Raw genomic sequence first — 17,536 nt, forward strand, 5'->3', positions numbered from 1 at the left:
CTCAACGGCTCGGGGACTTTGTCGCGGGGGTCTTTGGGGTGGCGCCTCAGGCGGTCTGGGCGGCGCGGGCCTGGGCGAACAGGGCAGCCCAGGACGGGACGTTCGGACGACGCTTGAGCAGGGCCCGACGCTCGCGCTCGGTCATGCCGCCCCAGACACCGAACTCGGTGCGGTTGTCCAGCGCGTCGGCCAGGCACTCGGCGATGACCGGGCAGCGCTGGCACACGATCTTGGCGGTCTGCTGCGCGGCACCCTGCACGAAGAGCGCGTCCGGGTCCGACTTGGAGCAGGCGCCGCGGGGGGCCCAGTCCTCGACCCAGGCGGGCGTGACGGGTGCGCTGGGGACGCTCTGGGCGGTGGTGGGGCGCTCCGGTGCGATCGTCATGGCGGGGTCCTCCGGGACTGCTGGGGTGGCGCGGTACTCGTGGTTCGGGCGCATCTCCGTGCGCCTTATGTCCGTATCGACGTAGGAAAACGATAGGAATCGGCAGCCTTTCGGCACATGGCCCATTCGTGTCGTTCTGGAATGACCAAAGGGACTAGTCATTGCGAGCCAGTCCGTCTCGCAGACACTCCTTGGCCTCCGGCGGCAAACCGGGGGAAGCGGTGGCGGGAAGGCGGGGTTCTCAAGGTTCGGCAGTTACCCTGACTCCATGCCTGGACGTGCCACCAACCTCGGGAACGTCGTCAGCCTGCTTGGAGCCTTCGTCGCCACGGCGATGGTCATGGGCCTGCTGGCCGCCGGCCTGCTCATCCCCGCCGTGGGGGCGACCGGGTCGACGGCGAACGCCGGCGTGAAGGCGTTCGACGACCTGCCGAGCGAGTTCACCACCTCACCGCTGTCGCAGCAGTCGCGGATCATCGACGCCAACGGCAAGACGATCGCGACCCCGCAGGAGGAGAACCGCATCATCGTGCGGCTCGACCAGGTCGCACCGATCATGCAGAAGGCCCAGATCGCCATCGAGGACGACCGCTTCTACGAGCACGGCGGCGTCGACCCGCGCGGCATCACCCGTGCCGCGGTCTCCAACCTCAAGGGCAACGACGTCCAGGGCGCGTCCACGCTCACCCAGCAGTTCGTGAAGCTGACGCTGCAGGAGAACGCGCTGCGCAACAACGACAAGCAGGCCGCCGAGGCCGCGGTCGAGGTCAGCGCGGCCCGCAAGATCCAGGAGATCAAGTACGCGGTCACCCTCGAGAAGGAGATGACCAAGGACCAGATCCTGCAGGGCTACCTCAACATGGCCTACTACGGCGACCGGGCCTACGGCGTCGAGGCGGCCGCGCAGCACTACTTCAGCGTGCCGGCCAGCAAGCTCTCCCTCTCGCAGGCCGCGCTGCTCGCCGGCCTCGTGCAGAACCCCAGCAAGACCGACCCGTTCAACAACGGACCGGAGAAGGCGCAGGCCCGCCGCAACGTCGTGCTCGACCGCATGTACCAGCTCGGCATCATCAAGGCCAAGGACTGGAAGGCCGCCAAGGCCATCCCGGTGTCCAAGATGCTCAAGCGCAAGGACCCGCTCAGCAACTGTGACGCATCCAGCGAGCCGTACTTCTGCAACTACGTCATGGACTACCTGACCGACCCGGCGAACAAGGCACTCGACGCGCTGGGCAAGTCCGGCCCGGAGCGGCTCAAGAACATCACCCAGGGTGGCCTGACCATCCAGACCACGCTGGACCCCGAGGTGCAGCGGCAGGCCCTGAAGGACCTCACCAAGCGCGTGCCCACCGACAACAAGGCGCTGCCCAGGGCGCAGGGCGACAAGAGCAAGCAGGGCAAGTCGCGGATGGTCGGAGCCGCCGCCACCCTGGTCGAGCCCGGCACCGGCAAGGTCCTGGCGATGGTGCAGAACTCCAAGTACCCGCGCACCGCCAAGGAGCGCACGGCATACGGGTTCACGCAGGTGAACTGGAACGTCGGCACCAACTACGGCGGCACCGCCGGGTCCCAGTACGGCTCGACCGCGAAGATGTTCGCCATCGTCCGGGCACTCGAGACCGGCACTCCGGTCAACGGCACGGTGCCGTCAAAGTTCGCGAGCACGACGCAGTCGGCGATCTACCCCCTGTCGGAGCAGGGAAGCTCGTGCAAGGCCGACAGCGACTGGAAGGTCAAGAACGACTACCCCGTCGGCGGCAAGCCCCTGCCGTTCCGGAAGGCCACGGCGGACTCGATCAACACCGCGTTCGCCTCGTTGACGTTCAAGCTCGGCACCAAGACGGTGTTGGACACGATGACGAAGATGCACGTCGTCGACGGCAACGGCAAGCCCATGCCCTGCCTTCCGAGTGCGGTTCTCGGTACCGGCATCGTCACGCCGATCGACCTGGCCAGCTCGTACGCGATCCTGGCGAACGACGGCAAGTACTGCCCCCCGAACCCGATCCTGTCGATCACCAACGCCGACAAGAAGCCGGTGAAGATCGGCGCCACCCAGTGCCAGCAGGTCATCGACAAGGACGTGGCGCGCGGCACCACCGAGCTGCTCAAGGGCGTCCTCAAGGACGGCACGGCGCGCACCTCGAACCTCGGCTCACGCCCCGCCGCCGGCAAGACGGGCACCACCGACGAGCATGTGGAGTCGTGGTTCGTCGGTTACACCCCGCAGCGGGCCGCGGCCGTCTGGGTGGGCACCCCGGAGTCCCAGACGCCCATGAACCGCATCACCTTGGCCGGTCAGTGGTACAAGGGCGTGTTCGGTGGTGACATCGCGGCGCCGATCTGGAAGGACATCATGACCGAGGCCAGCTCGGGCCTTCCGGAGCGTGACTTCGGCGAGCCGTCGAGCAAGATCATGAACGGCGACAAGGTCGCAGTTCCCTACGTCGGCGGCATGTCGGTCGGCGAGGCCACGGCCAAGCTCAAGGACGCCGGCTTCAACGCCCAGGTCGTCGGCCAGACCACCAGCAGCTGGTCGTATGGCCTGGTCGTCTTCACCGACCCCAGCGGCACCGCCAACCGCGGCAGCACCATCGGGCTCTACACCTCGACGGGCTATGTCCCGCCGCCGCAGCCACGCGTGACTCCCAAGTCGACCCCCAAGCCGAAGGGGACGCCGACGACCAAGGCCACGCCCAAGCCCACCCCGACCAAGCCCAAGAAGAAGGGCTAGCCAGCGCCCCTCGAGCAGCGGGCAGCGCGGCCCTGGCTCTCCCTCAGCGGGAGGTCAGGGCCGCTTTCACGACCGCGGCGACCCGACCGCCGTCGGCGCGTCCGGCGACGACCGCCTGGGCGGCCTTCATGACCTGGCCCATCTGCGGCATACCGGTCGCGCCCGTGTCCTGCACCGCCTTGGCGACGATCTCCTCGAGCTCGGCGTCGGAGAGCTGCGCCGGCAGGTAACCCTCGAGCACGGCATACTCCGCCTCCTCGCGCTCGGCCAGCTCGGGCCGGTTCGCGTCGCGGTATGCCGTGGCGGCCTCCTTGCGCTTCTTGGCCTCCTTGGCGAGCACCTTGAGAACCTCGTCGTCGCTGAGCTCGCGCGCCTCGGTGCCCGAGACCTCCTCGTTGGTGATGGAGGTGAGCGCGAGGCGCAGCGTGCCGGCCCGCACCTGGTCGCGCTCGCGGATCGCGGTGGTGAGGTCGTGCTGGACGGTGTCCTTGAGGCTCTGCTCGCTCATGCCCCCAGTGTGTCAGGGCGGGGCAACCGGTTTGGCAGGATGGCCTGATGTTGCGGACCGCGGGCAGGATCGTCGGGGGCGCCGTCGCGCTGGGCGCGGGCGCCGTGGGGTACGCCGCGCTGGTCGAGCGGAACTGGTTCGCGCTGCGCGAGTATGCCGTGCCCGTGCTGGCTCCGGGGTCCACGCCGTTGCGGGTGCTGCACGTGAGCGACCTGCACCTCGTGCCCGGCCAGCAGCGGCGGATCCAGTGGACGCGGGGGCTCGCCGCGCTGCGTCCGGACTTCGTCGTCAACACCGGCGACAACCTGGCCGCGCTCGACGCGGTGCCGGCGGCACTGGAGGCGCTGGAGCCGCTTCTGGGCTTCCCCGGGGCCTTTGTCACCGGGTCCAACGACTACTTCGCGCCGGTGCCGAAGAACCCGGCCCGCTACCTCACGCGGCGCCACGCCGAGGCGCCGAAGGGCCGGGTGCGGCTGCCCGTCGACGAGCTGCGGGCCGGGATGGCGGCGGGCGGGTGGGTCGACCTCGACAACGCGCGGACGGTGCTCACCGTGGAGGGCGACCGCGTGGAGCTGGTCGGCACCGGCGACGGCCACATCGGACTCGACCGGTATGCCGCGGTGTCGGCTCCCGCCGCCCCGGACGTCGCCGTGACGATCGGGGTGACGCACGCGCCGTACCAGCGGATCCTCAATGCGATGGTCGCCGACGGCGCGTCGCTGATCATCGCGGGGCACACCCACGGCGGGCAGCTGGCCGTGCCGTTCTACGGCGCGCTGGTCACCAACTGCGACCTCCCCACCGACCGCGTCAAGGGCCTGTCGCGCTGGTGGCAAGGGGCCGGCGCCCCGTATGCCGGGGTGCCCGGCTGGCGTCAGCGGCTCGCCTCATGGGGTGGCGGCACCGGCATGGTCGGGGGCGCGCGGGCACCCGAGGAGGCGCCGGAGGATGCCGCCTGGCTGGAGGTGTCGGCCGGGCTGGGCACGTCGCCCTACGCGCCGGTCCGCTTCGCCTGCCGCCCCGAGGCCACCCTGCTCACCCTCACCCCCCGCGCCCCAGCTTTTCCGCGTCAAGCGCGAAAGTGAGGTTCGCACGGGTTGCTGGACCGAGCGAACCTCAACGTTCGCGAGTGAAGTCCGCCGACCGGCATACCGATTGGGATCGGCGCGCGGTGGTGGGCTATCCTTCACTGTCGCTGCTCCGCACTGGCGGGGCGGCGATTGCCACGGGGTGTGGCGCAGCTTGGTAGCGCGCTTCGTTCGGGACGAAGAGGTCGCAGGTTCAAATCCTGTCACCCCGACACAATGTGAGGCCGGTCCGCGTCAGCGGAGCCGGCCTCATTTGTGTCGGGGACATGATGCTGGGAGCCGGAGCGCGTGGGCGACGAAGGAGACCAGACGCGACGGCGGCTCCTGTTACCCCCCACTGCGTCACCCACACTGCGCGATGCGCCGATTCAGAACAGGCCCAGTTGGTCCAGCAGCCCTTGTGCGGCAGTAAGAATCACGGCGGCCTGTTCGACGGCGTCGTGTGCTTCGTTGACGTCGGCGTCGTCGTCCGAGTGCTGCGGGTACTCAAGCTCGTTGCGTCGCCGCCGCAACGCGCCAAACTGGCGGAATCCCTGCCCGAACTGCGCCCGCACAGCCTGCTCGACGGCATAGTGCCCGCCCTTGGTCGTCGGACGTAGGCCTTGGTGCGCGAGCAGGGCGGTCAGCGCCTGACGGGCCGCGTCATAGGCGAGTACGAAAGCGGAGTCCGGGTCGGATTCGATGGCAGACCTCGCCGTCGCCAACGTCCTGGATGCCTTCGCCAGCAGCCGCTTCCCGTCGGCAGCCTGCCCCGTCAGTCGCTGGAGCTCCCCGCCGGCCAAGAGGGCTTCGATGTCGGCCTGGCCGATAGTCCACCTGGCCATCAAGCACCCAGCGTCTCAGGCGTGCCCAGCACCGCGGCGTGCGCGGATGCCTTGATCTGCTTCACGAGCGCGTCTTCGGGGTCGGCCCACTGCTTCGCCGATCGCACAACCGGATTGACCTGGATCCCGAGTCGCGACGATGCACGGTCGGCTGCCTCGTAGACATCGGCGCGATCGACCTTCCCAACCACCAGCACATCAACGTCATGCGGCGGTGGTCCAGCCTCCCCTGCGAAGCGGGCTGCCCACGAGCCGAAGATCACGACCTGCCTCGCACCTGGGATTGCGAACTCCTCGGCGATCACCGCGCGCGGACCGAAGGTGACTTCCAGCAACTCGGTCAGCGGCTTCGCAGCCGGATGGTCCGCGCTGGCGCGGACCATCCGGTTACGGCCAATGGTCCGGCTGGTGATGAGGCCGGCGTCGTCGAGGCGGACCACCTCGCGGTGCAGGGTCGACAGCGGGACACCCAGCCGGTCGGCGAGGTCACTGACGCCATACTCACTGTCGGGATGCAGGTAGAGCCACATCAGCAGTTCCGCTTGATGCTGAGACCGGAACACCGGTAGCAGCGCTGGCCCATCGCTACGCATTACTCGAATATATTTCCCACCTATCGGTAACGTCAACAGTGCTCAAGTCACCTCGTCCAGCCCCACTGGCATGGTGGTTGGGTTTCGCGGTCTGCAGTTGTGGCAGGTCGTCCGAGGAACCGCCCGCACCGCGGTGCCGTCCACCCGAGGTGAGGATCCGGACGCGCGCAGCGGTGGCCATCTCCATCCTGGTGGTGATGGCGTCCGCCGCGTGCACGCGTGAAGCTGCGCTGACGGCTACGCCCACCGTCTGGCCGACCGCCAGCGGGGCCAGCTCTGCCGGCGGCGGCCACACTTGCCTTGTCACCGTGCCCGACGCCACCACCACGGACCGGGGCGACCTTCCCGATCGGCCAGCAGGAGCGAACGTTCTCTGGTACCCCGGTCTCAACGCCACCGCATGCCGGACGTGGCACACCACCATCGACGCCGCCACGGCCCGCGCCCTGGTCGCCGACCTCAAGGCCCTGCCCCGCCGGGAAGGGAACTTCAACTGTCCGATGGACGACGGATCCTTCGCGCAGGTCTGGTTCGGGGTCGACGACCACGCCGTCAGTTTCCGGATCGGGTTGCGGGGCTGCGCCTTCGACGTCCCGTCGGACCTTGGTCACCTTGGTGCGTGGCCCGACGGTATGCCGCGCGCACACTGAGCCACACGGCATACCCCACGCTCGTGGCGGCGAACTAGGCTGCCGGCCATGAGCCGAATCTTCACCACCAGCGTCGCGTCGGTCTACCCGCACTACGTGACCAAGGTCGAGAAGAAGGGGCGCACCAGGGCCGAGCTCGACGAGGTGATCGAGTGGCTGACCGGGTTCGACGAGGCCGAGCTCAAGGGGCACTTGGACGACGAGACAACCTTCGAGGACTTCTTCGCGCAGGCCCGGCTCAACCCGAACGCCACCCTCATCACCGGCAGCGTCTGCGGGGTGAAGGTCCAGGAGGTCGAGGACCCCCTCATGCGCAAGATCCGCTACCTCGACAAGCTGGTCGACGAGCTCGCCAAGGGCCGGCCCATGGACAAGGTCCTGCGCGCGGGCTAGCTCCGGACGCGGAGGACTGTCACCCGCGCGGATCCTGTCGAGCCGCGCTGCCATGACAGCGCGGGCGGACGAGGTGAGCGCGGGTGTTGGTCGAGCCTCACCTGGGTGCCCCGCATAGGGTCGAGGTATGCCGCAGACAGTCAAGGGAGTCGTGTCGCGCGCCAAGGGCGCGCCCGTGGAACTGGTGGACATCAGCATTCCCGACCCGGGGCCGGGCGAGGCGGTCGTGCAGGTGCAGTCGTGCGGGGTGTGCCACACCGACCTGCACTACCGCGAGGGCGGGATCAACGACGACTACCCGTTCCTGCTGGGCCACGAGGCCGCCGGCGTCGTCGAGTCGGTGGGCGAAGGTGTCATCGAGGTCGCACCCGGCGACTTCGTGATCCTCAACTGGCGCGCCGTCTGCGGGCTCTGCCGCGCCTGCGCCAAGGGCAAGCCGTGGTACTGCTTCAACACCCACAACGCCACGCAGAAGATGACGATCGCCGAGGGCGACGACGCCGGCATCGAGCTCTCCCCCGCCCTGGGCATCGGTGCGTTCGCCGAGAAGACCCTCGTCGCGGCGGGCCAGTGCACCAAGGTCGACCCGGAGGCCGACGCGGCCGCTGTCGGGCTGCTGGGCTGCGGAGTCATGGCCGGGTTCGGTGCGGCGGTCAACACCGGTGGCGTCGGGCGAGGTGACTCCATCGCCGTCATCGGCTGCGGCGGGGTCGGCAACGCGGCCATCGCCGGTGCGAAGACCGCCGGGGCCACCACGATCATCGCTGTCGACGTCGACCCCCGAAAGCTCGACACCGCAACGAAGTTCGGCGCCACCCACACCGTCAACGGCAAGGACGAGGACGTCGTCGAGCGCATCAAGGAGCTCACCGGCGGCTTCGGCGCGGATGTCGTCGTCGAGGCCGTCGGCCGGCCCGAGACGTACGAGCAGGCGTTCTACGCCCGCGACCTCGCTGGCACCGTCGTCCTCGTCGGCGTTCCCACCCCGGACAAGCAGGTCACCCTGCCGATGATCGAGATCTTCGGACGCGGCGGTGCGCTCAAGTCCAGCTGGTACGGCGACTGCCTCCCCAGCCGTGACTTCCCCATGCTGGTCGACCTCTACCGGCAGGGTCGGTTCGACCTCGACGGCTTCGTCTCCGAGCGGATCGGCCTCGGCGACATCGAGGATGCGTTCACCAAGATGGAACACGGTGACGTGCTGCGCTCGGTGGTGGTGCTCTGATGGCCGCCCTGCCTGAGCTGCAACCGTCCAAGGGCGGCGTGCGCGTCGAGCTCGTCGTCACCTCCGGCCAGTTCGAGCTCGACGGCGGCTCGTGGGACGTCGACAACAACGTCTGGGTGGTCGGCGACGACTTGGAGTGCGTCATCATCGACCCGGCCCACGACGGGCGACGCATCGTGAAGTCAATTCCTCACGAGCGCAAGGTGATTGGCGTCATCGCGACTCACGCCCACAACGACCACATCAATGCGCTCGGCGAGGTGTGCGACTCCACGCGCGCCCCGGCATACCTCCATCCGGACGACCGGGTCCTGTGGGACCAGCTCTATCCGGTCACCCCCGACCGTGAGCTCGCCGACGGCGACACGCTCACCGTCGGCGACGTCGACCTGCACGTCATCCACACGCCCGGCCACACTCCCGGGGCCGTCAGCCTCTACGCGCCACAGCTCGGCGTCGTGTTCACCGGAGACACGCTCTTCAGCGGCGGCCCCGGCGCGACGGGCCGCTCCTACAGCGACTTCCCGACCATCATCGACTCGATCCGCGACAAGCTCCTGACGCTGCCCGACGAGACGGTCGTCCTCACCGGGCACGGCGACTCGACCGTCATCGGCGCCGAGGCACCGCACCTCCAGGAGTGGGTCGACCGCGGCCACTGAGGCCCGCGGGGGCGAACCGCCGAGGGAGCCCTCAGTCCAGGTAGTTCTCGACCGTCGAGGCCGACCGCACCTGCGCGTCGTCGGGGTTCTCGCCGAACTCGCGCCGCGCCCGACGCTGCCGCAGCAGGTCCCAACACTGGTCGAGCTCGACCTCGATCGCCTGGAGCCGCTGGTGCTCCTCGCCGGGCGTGATCTTGCCCTCGCCGAGCTGACCCCGCAACGAGTGCTCCTCGTCGATCAGGCCCTGGATGCGCTGCTGGATGTCGGTGTCTTCAGCCACCCGTCCACTATCCCACTGGGCTCTTCCCGCGGCGAGGCCAGACTGCTTTCATGGACGCGTGGCACCCGCAGGTGTCGGCAGCCGGGCGTCGCTGGCCTGCGTCGTGGCCAGGGGCGCCTCCGTCGCGGGTCTGCCCGGTGCCGTTGATCGGCTGGCGCCGACGCTGCACGGCACCGCGGTGGTCCTCACCCGTCTGAGCCCGCCGACACCGGCCAGTTCCGCCGTCGTGCACGCGGTCGTCGAGCTGCTCCACGAGCGTGGCTGCGACGAGGTCGTCGTCGCGGGTCGGCTCACGGTCGCCGACCGCGACCGTGGGCACCAACGCTTCGGTGACCTCGTCGCAGGTGCCGGACTCCTCGGCGTCACCTCGCACGGACGCCGGTATGCCGTCGCCGACCTCGACGCGGACCTCGCTGACGCGCCTTTCGCGCCCACGAGCGTCCTCCACGGGCGACCGTGCAGCCTCACCTGGGCGACGGCCGACTGTCGCGTCGTCGTCGGACGAGCCGTCACCGACCTCGTCGACGGGTATGCCGCCTCGCTGGCAACGGTCCTCACCGCCGTTCCGGACGTGGCTGGCGCCGAGGCCGCGGACGTGTGCGTCGACCTGCTCGGGCACATCCCCGTGGACCTGGTGGTCGTGGACGCGCTCGAGCCATCGGTGGGAGCCGACGGGGCGCGACTGAGACGGGTGATCCGGGACGAATCTCTCGTGGTCGCAACGGATCCGGTGCTTGCAGACACTGCCGCGGCGGCCCTGCTCGGCCAGGACCGGTCCGCCTCCCGACTGGTCGCGCGTGCGGTGGAACGGTTGGACGCCAGCAACGGCGGCACGGTCGGCGACCTCCGTCCCCTGGCTGGCACGGGTGTGGCCTCCCCGTCGCCCAGGCTGCGCGCGGCCGCTCGCGCGGTGTGCGCCGAGCCGCGGCTGGAGCGCGTGTTGCACGCGGCGGTTGTGCCCACCGGGGAGGATCCGACGGATCGGGGCGACCCAGTGCTGGCTGCGCTGCGCGGGGTCCTCACGCCGCTGGTCGAGGGGGCCGGCGACGTTGCAGGAGAGGTTGCCCTCGAAGGCATCCTCGCCTTGGTCCACGGACTCGCGCACTCCCGTCAGTCGTGGGCGACGAACCTCGACAAGGAGGCCGTGGACCGGCGTGAGGTGCCGCTCGGGTTCGACCCCGCGGCATACGCGCCCGATCTGTATGCCGGTCTGCCCGACTTCCTCGCACCCTTGGAGGACCTGCTGGGTGACCTTTCGGCGAACCAGGACGGGATGCGCTGGCGACTCGTCGATGGCGCGACCGTGTTCGCGATCGAGCGACACGTGCGCGCTGACTTCGACGCCTGGGTGGCACGGGTCGACGTGGGGGCCGGCATCAGCCTCATGGCCGACTACCTCGGCGGCCGGCGGGTGCCGGTCGACGGCGCCCCCGACCCAGACGTCACGTGGCAGGCCGAGCGCAACCTCTACCTGCCGCAGCCCAACTACCTCGCACCGTGGGGTGCCCACCCCATCGACGTGTGCAAGATCGAGCAGGTGGAACGACGCGCCGACCTCCACCGGCTCACTTGGCGAACAGTCCACTCCCCCAACGGATCTGCCACCTTCGACGATGGCAGCCTCACCTTTGCCCGCACACCGGACGGGGTGTGCATCACCGTGTCTGGGCGCCAGCAGTTCTCCCTCCCACCCGCGTGGGCGGGCGTCGACCTCGACCTGTGGCCCGAGGTGCGAGACCCCTTGCTGGAGGAGGCCTACCGGAGGTTCTTCACCTCCACCTTCGACAACCTCGAGGCCTGCTTCGAAGGACGCGAGTTCCGCATCGGCAGACCGCCGCCCGAGCCGGACGAGCCGCTGCTCACGGCCTCGGTCAGCCTGCTGCTCGCGGCCGCGCAGGAGTGGCTGGCCGAACGTTCCGGCAGCAGCGCCACGCAGGACGACGAGAGCCTGCTCGACGCCGACGGCTTCACCCATGTGCGAGGCGCGCGATGAAGGTCGCAGTCACCGGGGCCACCGGGCTCGTCGGCCACCAGGTCGCACGCGCCGCGCTCGCCGCTGGGCACGACGTGGTCGCCATCACGCGCGAGCGTGGTCCCGACGTCATGACCGGTGCCGGCAGGGCCCCGCGCAGGGTGGCGGCACTGACCGACGCCGAGGCCCTTCGTGAGGCACTCGCCGGGGTCGACGGTCTCGTGCACTGCGCCGCGGTCTACGCCTACGGGCCGGCGCACGCGGCCGAGGTCGACCGGGTCAACACCGAGGGCACGGCCACACTGCTGGCCGCGGCGGCCCGGGCCGGCGTCGCGCGCGCGGTGGTCACGTCGTCGAGCGTGACCTGCGGGTCGAGCGTCCCTCCGACACGACGCACCGAGCACGACCACCTCGCCGACGAGCCCGCACCGGCCTACTACGCGAGCAAGGTGGCGCAGGAAGAGGCGGCCCTCGACGCCTCCCGCCGGCACGGCATACCCGTCGTGCTCGCCCTGCCCACCGTCGTGCTCGGCGGGCCATTCGCGAGGCTTGGTCCGAGCAACGCGATCGTGCTGCGCTACCTGCTCGACCCGACCCGCAGCACCTTCCCCGGCGGGTGCAACGTCGTCGACGCCCGCGACGTGGGGGCCGGCCACATGGCCCTCCTCGAGTCCGGTGCGGCCGGCGAGCGCTACCTGCTCGGTGGTGACGACCTGACCTGGCGCGCCATGCACGGCCTGGTCGGCGAGCTGGCCGGGTTGCCCGGGCCGTTCGCCGAGCTGACGGCCGGCAGCGCGTGGGCTGTCGCGGCCGTGACCGAGTGGTGGGCGGGCGTCATGGAGCGAGATCCGTTGTCCACCAAGGAAGAAGCGAGCACCGTCGGGCGCCACTACTGGTACTCCAGCGCCAAGGCGCAGGAGCTCGGGTATGCCGCGCGGCCGGCTCGCGAGGCCGTGGCCGCCTCGTTGGCGTGGCTGGCGGTGTCACCCGACCTGCCCCGCTGGGTGCGCGAGACCCTGCGCCTGCACGGGGACGTGCGGACGGCACGTGAGCTGGTCCCCCACCCCTGACGCGCGCCGCTTTCCCTGATGGGGACCAGCCGGTCAGGCGACGACCTCCACGGTCACGTCGAGCAGCGCCTCGTCGCCACCGGTGACCTGGAGCGTCCCCTCGTAGCGGTCGCCGACGGCAGCCTGGGCGGGGTCGAGGTCCACCTCGAGCCGGACCTGGAACTCCTCGCCGGGCGGGATCGTGACCCGCCGCGGGTCCACCCGCAGCGTGGCGTCGACGACCAGGCCGTTGGCGTCATGCAGCTCGCTCGGGGTCAGCTCGACGCGGCGTGCGCGCGGGTGCCGGTTGACGACGGTGACCGTGGCCTGGGCCGTCTGGCCGAGCACCCCCCGCACCACGACCGCCGAACGGCGCGACGGCTCCTCGACCTCGACGTCAGGTGGGGCCGAGGACGTGCCGTGCGTGGTCGGACCGGATCCGTGGGCGGTGGATCCCCTGGCCGGGCGCGATCTGCCGGCGGTGCGCGTCTCGCTGAGGACCCGTGCGGCACTGCGTGTCCCCAACGCCATGAGCTCCGTGGCGTAGTCGATCCCGAGTGCGCCGACTTCCTGCCAGTAGCGCGCACCCTCTCGGGCTGCGGCGTCGAGGTAGGCACGGCTCGTCGTCGTGCGGTCGACATCGCCCGACAGGGTCGCCCGCCCGAGCTCGAACGACTGCTTCGCGAGGTCGGTCTGGCTCTGGAGGGCCCGGCGGGCCAACTCGGTGATGCGGGCAAGGGTCTCGTCCGTGCCGGCGTTGCGCTCGTCCATGGCAAGGCCTCCTAGCAGCAGCAACCGCAGTCGCAGCCGACGTCGACGGGCTCACACTCGGCAGGCAGCACCACGACCGCCACCCGTTGCGGTTTCGCGCAGCCCTCGAACCGCACGTCGGCATATGCGCTCGCGCACGACTCGACATCCCCACCGTCATGCGGCAGGCGCGCTGCGGCCCACTGCTCTTGCGCGGCGTCCTTGGCCTGCTTGGCAGCTGCCCGTGACGGCTTGGGTGGTGGGCCATCCTGGCCCTTGGTGTTGGTCGTGGCACGAGGGCTGACCAGCAACCGCACGATGCGGTCCTCACACGGTCGCAGGGTCAGCTCGGTCTCCTCCAGCCGCGCCCGCACGTCGAGCCCGTCCCCGTCGCAGACCTGCCACGGGCCGACCTCGAGGGTGACCTGCCGTTCCCGTCGCCACGGGTTGTGCAGCCGGAACGGCACGACCCGCACCTCACCGGCCCGCGCCATCACCACGACGTCGGCATCGGGCACACAGCAGTCACAGGCGTCCGGCAGCAGCCACGCACCTCGCCCTGGCCGCCGCAGCCGCAGCCGCACTTCGACGTCCCACTGCCGGACTTCCCACAGCCAAAACCAGTTTCGTCACCGTCACCGTGCTTGTGACCGTGGTGGCGGTGGTGGTGACCGCCGTGGTGCGGTTTCGCGCCCGGCTGGGCACGCGGCATACCCAAAGCGCTCGTCCCGGCCTCAGCAAGAGGTGACCAGGCCTGCGCCCACTGGTCCCACGCGGTGTTCGACTGGTCCAGCCACTGCTGAACGGCCTCGGCGAAGCCGTCGCGCAGGGTGGTGAGGTACTCCGGTGCGATGGTGCTCATGTGCGCTCCTCGGGTTGGGTGCGGGGCAGGATGATGACCTCGATGTCGGCCGTGCCGACCGGCATTCGGGCGAGGTGGCGGCGCGTCGGGTCGAGGTCCGGCACCGTGAGCTCGGAATCGACGGCCACGGAACCGCCCGGAGGGACGACCGGCGCGTCGGGGACGGTCAGCGTGACGTCCGGCCCCGGGTCGGGGCCGCCGTCATCCGTGCGGGCGAGGGTCGTCACGGCCAGGGGGATCGGGACGTTCCCGTCGTTGACGACGACCAGGGTGAAGGCCAGCGCGCCCGGGGCTGCGAGGAGCCGACGCGGGCTCACGCGGACCGCCGGCTCGGGCTCGACGATGAGCCGCGCCGGCCGGCGGATGCCGCCGACCTCGAGCTCTGCGGCCTCCTCCCCCGGTGCAGTCGTGCGTGCCAGTCCGAGGGTGACCGGCACCGCCGCGGTCGCCCCGGGTGGGATGAGCGCGGTCGCTGTGCCCGACAGGGTCGGCTCGCCCTCGCGGTGCAGCACCGCACCGCGGACGGCGACGCGTTCGTCGACGGCGTTCGCCACCGTCACCGTGCCGCGGAGCCGCCCGGGCGGACCGACGAGGATGAGCGGCTCGTCAGGTGGCGACGCCGGCGTGGCCGGCTTGCGCTTCGACGAGGCGGCGGCCTTCGAGCGGCGGGTGGCCGGTGTGCGGCGGGCGGTCGGCATGGGTTCAGCTCACAGGTCGATGACGACGGGGCCGTGGTGCTCGGGCCGGATGTGCGTGGTCGTGGACCCGCGCACCGTGATCGCGAACAGCTCGAGGCCGAGGACGGTCAGGCCCCACGTCTGCTCGTAGGGCGTGCAGACCTCCGTGGCCGGTGGCGGCCCGAGCTCGAGGCGCACGCAGGTGTCGACCGCGACCGGTTTCAGGTCGACGCTGGCCGTGGTGTCGACGCTCGAGGTGCTCGTCAGGGACGCGGTCGTTGTCACCGGTTCGAGGGTGATGGTGGCGTCCGAGTGGACCGTGTTCTCACCGTTGTTGGTGTTGGTCGTGCCGCCGGCCACCGTGAGCTTCATGGCGTCGAGACCGGTGAGCGTGGAGGTGACGTCGGCCGTGACGTCGTGGCTGAGGGTGCTGCCGCCGAAGACGGTGCTGTCGATCGTGTAGTCGGCCATCAGGATGCTCCTGCGCTCTGGTCGGAAGTGATGGATGCGTCGGCCTGCGGTGGGCTGACCAGGTAGGAGTGGTGGAAGCCGAGCCGCGGGTCGCCGAACGAGCCGAGGCGGGAGTCGAACTCCTGCAGCTCCGGCATGACGATGCGGTCGCGGACCTCCAGCGACGGGTAGTCGTAGACGGTGATGTGGTTCTGGCCGCGGTTGGCCGTGAACAGCAGGCTCTGGTCGGCGGACAACTGACACGCGTAGATGCCGTCGACCAGCGCGCCACGGCTCACCCGCAACGACTCGGCATACAGGTGGGCGTTGCCGAAGACGTTGCCACGCATGAAGGACTCGGTCAGCGTGTTGGCCGACTGCCGCGTCAGGGCCAGGCTCTCCAGCGCGCCGGGGTGCTCGTCGATGAGCCGGTGCTGCGTGAGGGTGAGCAGGTCGACGAGGACCACGGTGTGGCTGCCGCCGGTGCAGAAGATCAGCTCCGAGTCGGAGATCGTCACGTCGGAGTTGACGTGGGCCGGTACGTCACGGTCACCCACCCAGTGCCGCACCACGCGCCCGTCCTCCGCGTCGATCTCGAACGCGTACTGGCGCAACCACGCCATGCCCCAGTGCTCGTAGTCCGTGCGGTCGGCCGGGTGCACACGGAACGAGATCGCATAGAAGACATCGAGGACCGGGTGGCACACGACGTGCCAGCAGGTCGTCGGCAGCGCCACCCGGCGCACCTCACCGGTGACCGTGTCGAGGATGCCGACCTCCTTGGCCTCCCCACGCGTCGGGTGGTCCATGCCGCCGTAGACGATGTAGCGACCCGACGCGGTGCGCTTCATGGCATGGGGGATCTTCAGCGCGTGGGGCGCGACCTGCTCGGCCTTGGTCAGCCGGTTGAGGTCGAACTTCCAGAGGTGCTCACCGATCGAGGTGACGAACTGGGTGTCGTCGAGCCAGACCAGGTGGGTGCTCCCCTTGACCGTCGTGTCGGGCACCTCGAACCGCAGCGTCGACACCCGGTCGGCCTCCTCGAGGGTGGCCAGGTCGTAGAAGAGCAGGTGCTGGCCGGTGTTGCCGAGGAAGCCGATCCGGCGACTGGGGTCGACGTTCGGCGCGTGCCCGCCGGAAGCGCCCGGGTAGTAGGTGACCTTGTAGGCGTGGTCACCGGTGGCGGGGTCGTACCGGAACAGGCACACGCCCGCCCGCCCCTCGAGCCCGTTGAGTCCGTTGCCGTCGAGGGCGATGTGGAAGGCGTATGGGTAGGTGCGCACGACAGCCCCCAGGCCCAGTTCCTGCTGGTGCACGCGCGGTCCCGGCAGGACCGTGGCCACTCACGCTACCCGTCGCACCGGGTGGCGGACAGGCCCAAAAGGTGCCGATTGGTCGCCACCGCGCGCGATCTGCGATTGCTTTGAGTGGTATGCCGGAATTATCCGAATTCGTTTGCGCCTTAAGGGATCTCAGGTGTCGGGCCAGATCATGGCCCACCGCGACGCGAGCGCCTTGCGGGTGCGCGGGGTGAGGGCGAGCGCGACGATCTCCTCGATCGTCCACCACAGCGCCGGCGAGTCCTCACGACGCTTCATCGGCTCGGCACCGCACTCGAAGACCAGGTGCACGACGTGGGCCGAGTCCTGGACGACACTGTCGAGGTCGATCACCTCGACGCGGGTCGCAGGCACCGCCCCGGCGGCCACGACGAGCCGCCGCGCGCACACGGCCGGGTCCTCACCCGGCTCGGCGACGGCATGCGGCATACCCCACTGCTGTGGGCTCACCTGGCGCACGTGGTCGAGCAGCACGCGGCGTTCGGGGTCCACGGCCAGCACGTGGACCGCGATGCGCGTCGTCAGCGGCATCGCAGTGACCAGTCCCGGCATCTCGGCTCCCTGCACGTCGGCACGATCGGCCCTGTGGCTCGTGAAAAGTGGACCCTTCAATGGTCCACCGGGGGCCGATTCTGACGGAGGAAGCCGGAAATGTCCTCCCGCACAAGGCTGAGAAGACCGGTCAGGCGCGAGCGGCCTTGAGCTTGCGCCAGCCGCCGGCGCGGTTGTCGGCGACGAGCTGGCGCAGGAAGGCCAGGAGCGGTTCCCGACGGATCGGGTCACCCTCGTGGAAGCCGATGGTGCGGGCCGTCTGGTTGTCGTGACCTGCGGTGATGAGGCCATCGGGGTCGGGGACGATGCCGCCGTCGTAGACGAACAGGTTGAGGTGGTCCTTGGCGGACAGGAAGGCGCAGACGTTGCCGTCGAGTACGAAGTACGGCTGCACGGTGCGCTTGATCGTCTCCTGCATCTGCGGATCCACCGCATGGATGAGATCTCGCAGCTCCCGGCACAGGTCGGCCTGCCAAGCCGGGAGCGCGTCGATGTAGGCGTCGACGCGGGGGTCGCGGTCGTAGTCACTCATGCAGGGGCAG

General features: G+C 70.0%; 21 protein-coding genes and 1 tRNA gene. 9 read left to right on the forward strand and 13 right to left on the reverse strand.

The window, feature by feature from the left end; translation table 11 throughout:
* Positions 1-46 precede the first annotated feature (46 nt).
* Complete coding sequence (locus HJG52_RS14290; protein WP_171244553.1) at positions 47-385, reverse strand: WhiB family transcriptional regulator; 339 nt, start codon at positions 383-385, stop codon at positions 47-49.
* A 268-nt stretch (positions 386-653) separates the two neighbouring features.
* On the opposite strand from HJG52_RS14290, the gene HJG52_RS14295 reads away from it, so the two are divergent.
* Entirely contained in the window at positions 654-3,119 is a 2,466-nt protein-coding gene (locus HJG52_RS14295; RefSeq protein WP_171244301.1) for a transglycosylase domain-containing protein, read from the forward strand.
* A gap of 43 nt (positions 3,120-3,162) precedes the next feature.
* On the opposite strand, the gene HJG52_RS14300 is transcribed toward HJG52_RS14295, so the two are convergent.
* Entirely contained in the window at positions 3,163-3,627 is a 465-nt protein-coding gene (locus tag HJG52_RS14300) for a GatB/YqeY domain-containing protein (protein WP_171244302.1), read from the reverse strand.
* A 47-nt stretch (positions 3,628-3,674) separates the two neighbouring features.
* On the opposite strand from HJG52_RS14300, the gene HJG52_RS14305 reads away from it, so the two are divergent.
* Complete coding sequence (locus HJG52_RS14305) at positions 3,675-4,712, forward strand: metallophosphoesterase (RefSeq protein ID WP_171244303.1); 1,038 nt, start codon at positions 3,675-3,677, stop codon at positions 4,710-4,712.
* Positions 4,713-4,853: 141 nt separating this feature from the next.
* A tRNA-Pro gene (locus tag HJG52_RS14310) sits at positions 4,854-4,927 on the forward strand.
* Between the two features lie 156 nt (positions 4,928-5,083).
* Here HJG52_RS14310 and HJG52_RS14315 read toward each other — a convergent pair.
* Positions 5,084-5,539, reverse strand: coding sequence for a HEPN domain-containing protein (locus HJG52_RS14315; protein ID WP_171244304.1), 456 nt, complete (start codon positions 5,537-5,539; stop codon positions 5,084-5,086).
* Entirely contained in the window at positions 5,539-6,069 is a 531-nt protein-coding gene (locus tag HJG52_RS14320; protein ID WP_206070844.1) for an ArsR family transcriptional regulator, read from the reverse strand. Before HJG52_RS14320 ends, HJG52_RS14315 begins: the two co-directional genes overlap by 1 nt.
* 371 nt (positions 6,070-6,440) lie before the next feature.
* Here HJG52_RS14320 and HJG52_RS14325 point away from each other — a divergent pair, with 371 nt between their 5' ends.
* From HJG52_RS14325 to HJG52_RS14340, 4 genes are all read left to right on the forward strand, one after another.
* Positions 6,441-6,782: a hypothetical protein gene (locus tag HJG52_RS14325; RefSeq protein WP_171244306.1), complete on the forward strand. Its 342-nt coding sequence runs from the start codon at positions 6,441-6,443 to the stop codon at positions 6,780-6,782.
* Positions 6,783-6,830: 48 nt separating this feature from the next.
* On the forward strand, positions 6,831-7,175 hold the full coding sequence (locus tag HJG52_RS14330; protein ID WP_171244307.1) for a DUF2200 domain-containing protein: 345 nt from the start codon (positions 6,831-6,833) through the stop codon (positions 7,173-7,175).
* Positions 7,176-7,302: 127 nt separating this feature from the next.
* Complete coding sequence (locus tag HJG52_RS14335) at positions 7,303-8,400, forward strand: S-(hydroxymethyl)mycothiol dehydrogenase (protein ID WP_171244308.1); 1,098 nt, start codon at positions 7,303-7,305, stop codon at positions 8,398-8,400.
* On the forward strand, positions 8,400-9,062 hold the full coding sequence (locus HJG52_RS14340) for an MBL fold metallo-hydrolase (RefSeq protein ID WP_171244309.1): 663 nt from the start codon (positions 8,400-8,402) through the stop codon (positions 9,060-9,062). The genes HJG52_RS14335 and HJG52_RS14340 overlap by 1 nt, the downstream gene beginning before the upstream one ends.
* Before the next feature lie 31 nt (positions 9,063-9,093).
* Here the strand turns inward: HJG52_RS14340 and HJG52_RS14345 are convergent, their stop codons facing one another.
* The gene (locus HJG52_RS14345) at positions 9,094-9,342 is read right to left on the reverse strand and encodes a DUF2630 family protein (RefSeq protein WP_171244310.1); all 249 of its coding nucleotides are present in this window, start codon (positions 9,340-9,342) and stop codon (positions 9,094-9,096) included.
* 58 nt (positions 9,343-9,400) lie between these two features.
* Here HJG52_RS14345 and HJG52_RS14350 point away from each other — a divergent pair, with 58 nt between their 5' ends.
* Positions 9,401-11,335, forward strand: a complete 1,935-nt coding sequence (locus HJG52_RS14350) for a hypothetical protein (RefSeq protein ID WP_171244311.1) — start codon at positions 9,401-9,403, stop codon at positions 11,333-11,335.
* A complete protein-coding gene (locus HJG52_RS14355; protein ID WP_171244312.1) occupies positions 11,332-12,384 on the forward strand; it encodes an NAD-dependent epimerase/dehydratase family protein in 1,053 nt (350 codons plus the stop codon). The genes HJG52_RS14350 and HJG52_RS14355 overlap by 4 nt, the downstream gene beginning before the upstream one ends.
* Positions 12,385-12,417: 33 nt before the next feature.
* Here HJG52_RS14355 and HJG52_RS14360 read toward each other — a convergent pair whose 3' ends face one another.
* The 8 genes from HJG52_RS14360 to HJG52_RS14395 all read right to left on the reverse strand — a co-directional run bounded on the left by HJG52_RS14360 (position 12,418) and on the right by HJG52_RS14395 (position 17,526).
* Positions 12,418-13,134, reverse strand: a complete 717-nt coding sequence (locus tag HJG52_RS14360) for a hypothetical protein (RefSeq protein WP_171244313.1) — start codon at positions 13,132-13,134, stop codon at positions 12,418-12,420.
* Positions 13,135-13,145: 11 nt separating this feature from the next.
* Entirely contained in the window at positions 13,146-13,631 is a 486-nt protein-coding gene (locus tag HJG52_RS14365; RefSeq protein WP_171244314.1) for a hypothetical protein, read from the reverse strand.
* Complete coding sequence (locus HJG52_RS14370) at positions 13,607-13,975, reverse strand: hypothetical protein (protein WP_171244315.1); 369 nt, start codon at positions 13,973-13,975, stop codon at positions 13,607-13,609. The genes HJG52_RS14365 and HJG52_RS14370 overlap by 25 nt, the downstream gene beginning before the upstream one ends.
* Positions 13,972-14,673, reverse strand: a complete 702-nt coding sequence (locus tag HJG52_RS14375) for a hypothetical protein (RefSeq protein ID WP_171244316.1) — start codon at positions 14,671-14,673, stop codon at positions 13,972-13,974. Before HJG52_RS14375 ends, HJG52_RS14370 begins: the two co-directional genes overlap by 4 nt.
* A 9-nt stretch (positions 14,674-14,682) precedes the next feature.
* On the reverse strand, positions 14,683-15,123 hold the full coding sequence (locus HJG52_RS14380; RefSeq protein ID WP_171244317.1) for a hypothetical protein: 441 nt from the start codon (positions 15,121-15,123) through the stop codon (positions 14,683-14,685).
* Positions 15,123-16,385: an NHL repeat-containing protein gene (locus HJG52_RS14385; protein ID WP_171244318.1), complete on the reverse strand. Its 1,263-nt coding sequence runs from the start codon at positions 16,383-16,385 to the stop codon at positions 15,123-15,125. The genes HJG52_RS14380 and HJG52_RS14385 overlap by 1 nt, the downstream gene beginning before the upstream one ends.
* A gap of 189 nt (positions 16,386-16,574) precedes the next feature.
* Positions 16,575-17,009, reverse strand: coding sequence for an NUDIX domain-containing protein (locus HJG52_RS14390; RefSeq protein WP_171244319.1), 435 nt, complete (start codon positions 17,007-17,009; stop codon positions 16,575-16,577).
* Positions 17,010-17,124: 115 nt separating this feature from the next.
* Positions 17,125-17,526 carry a DUF1801 domain-containing protein gene (locus HJG52_RS14395; protein ID WP_171244320.1) on the reverse strand — a complete coding sequence of 134 codons (402 nt, stop codon included), beginning with the start codon at positions 17,524-17,526 and terminating at the stop codon, positions 17,125-17,127.
* Between the last annotated feature and the right edge of the window lie 10 nt (positions 17,527-17,536).

It is taken from the genome of Knoellia koreensis (assembly GCF_013041615.1).
Lineage (GTDB): Bacteria > Actinomycetota > Actinomycetes > Actinomycetales > Dermatophilaceae > Pedococcus > Pedococcus koreensis.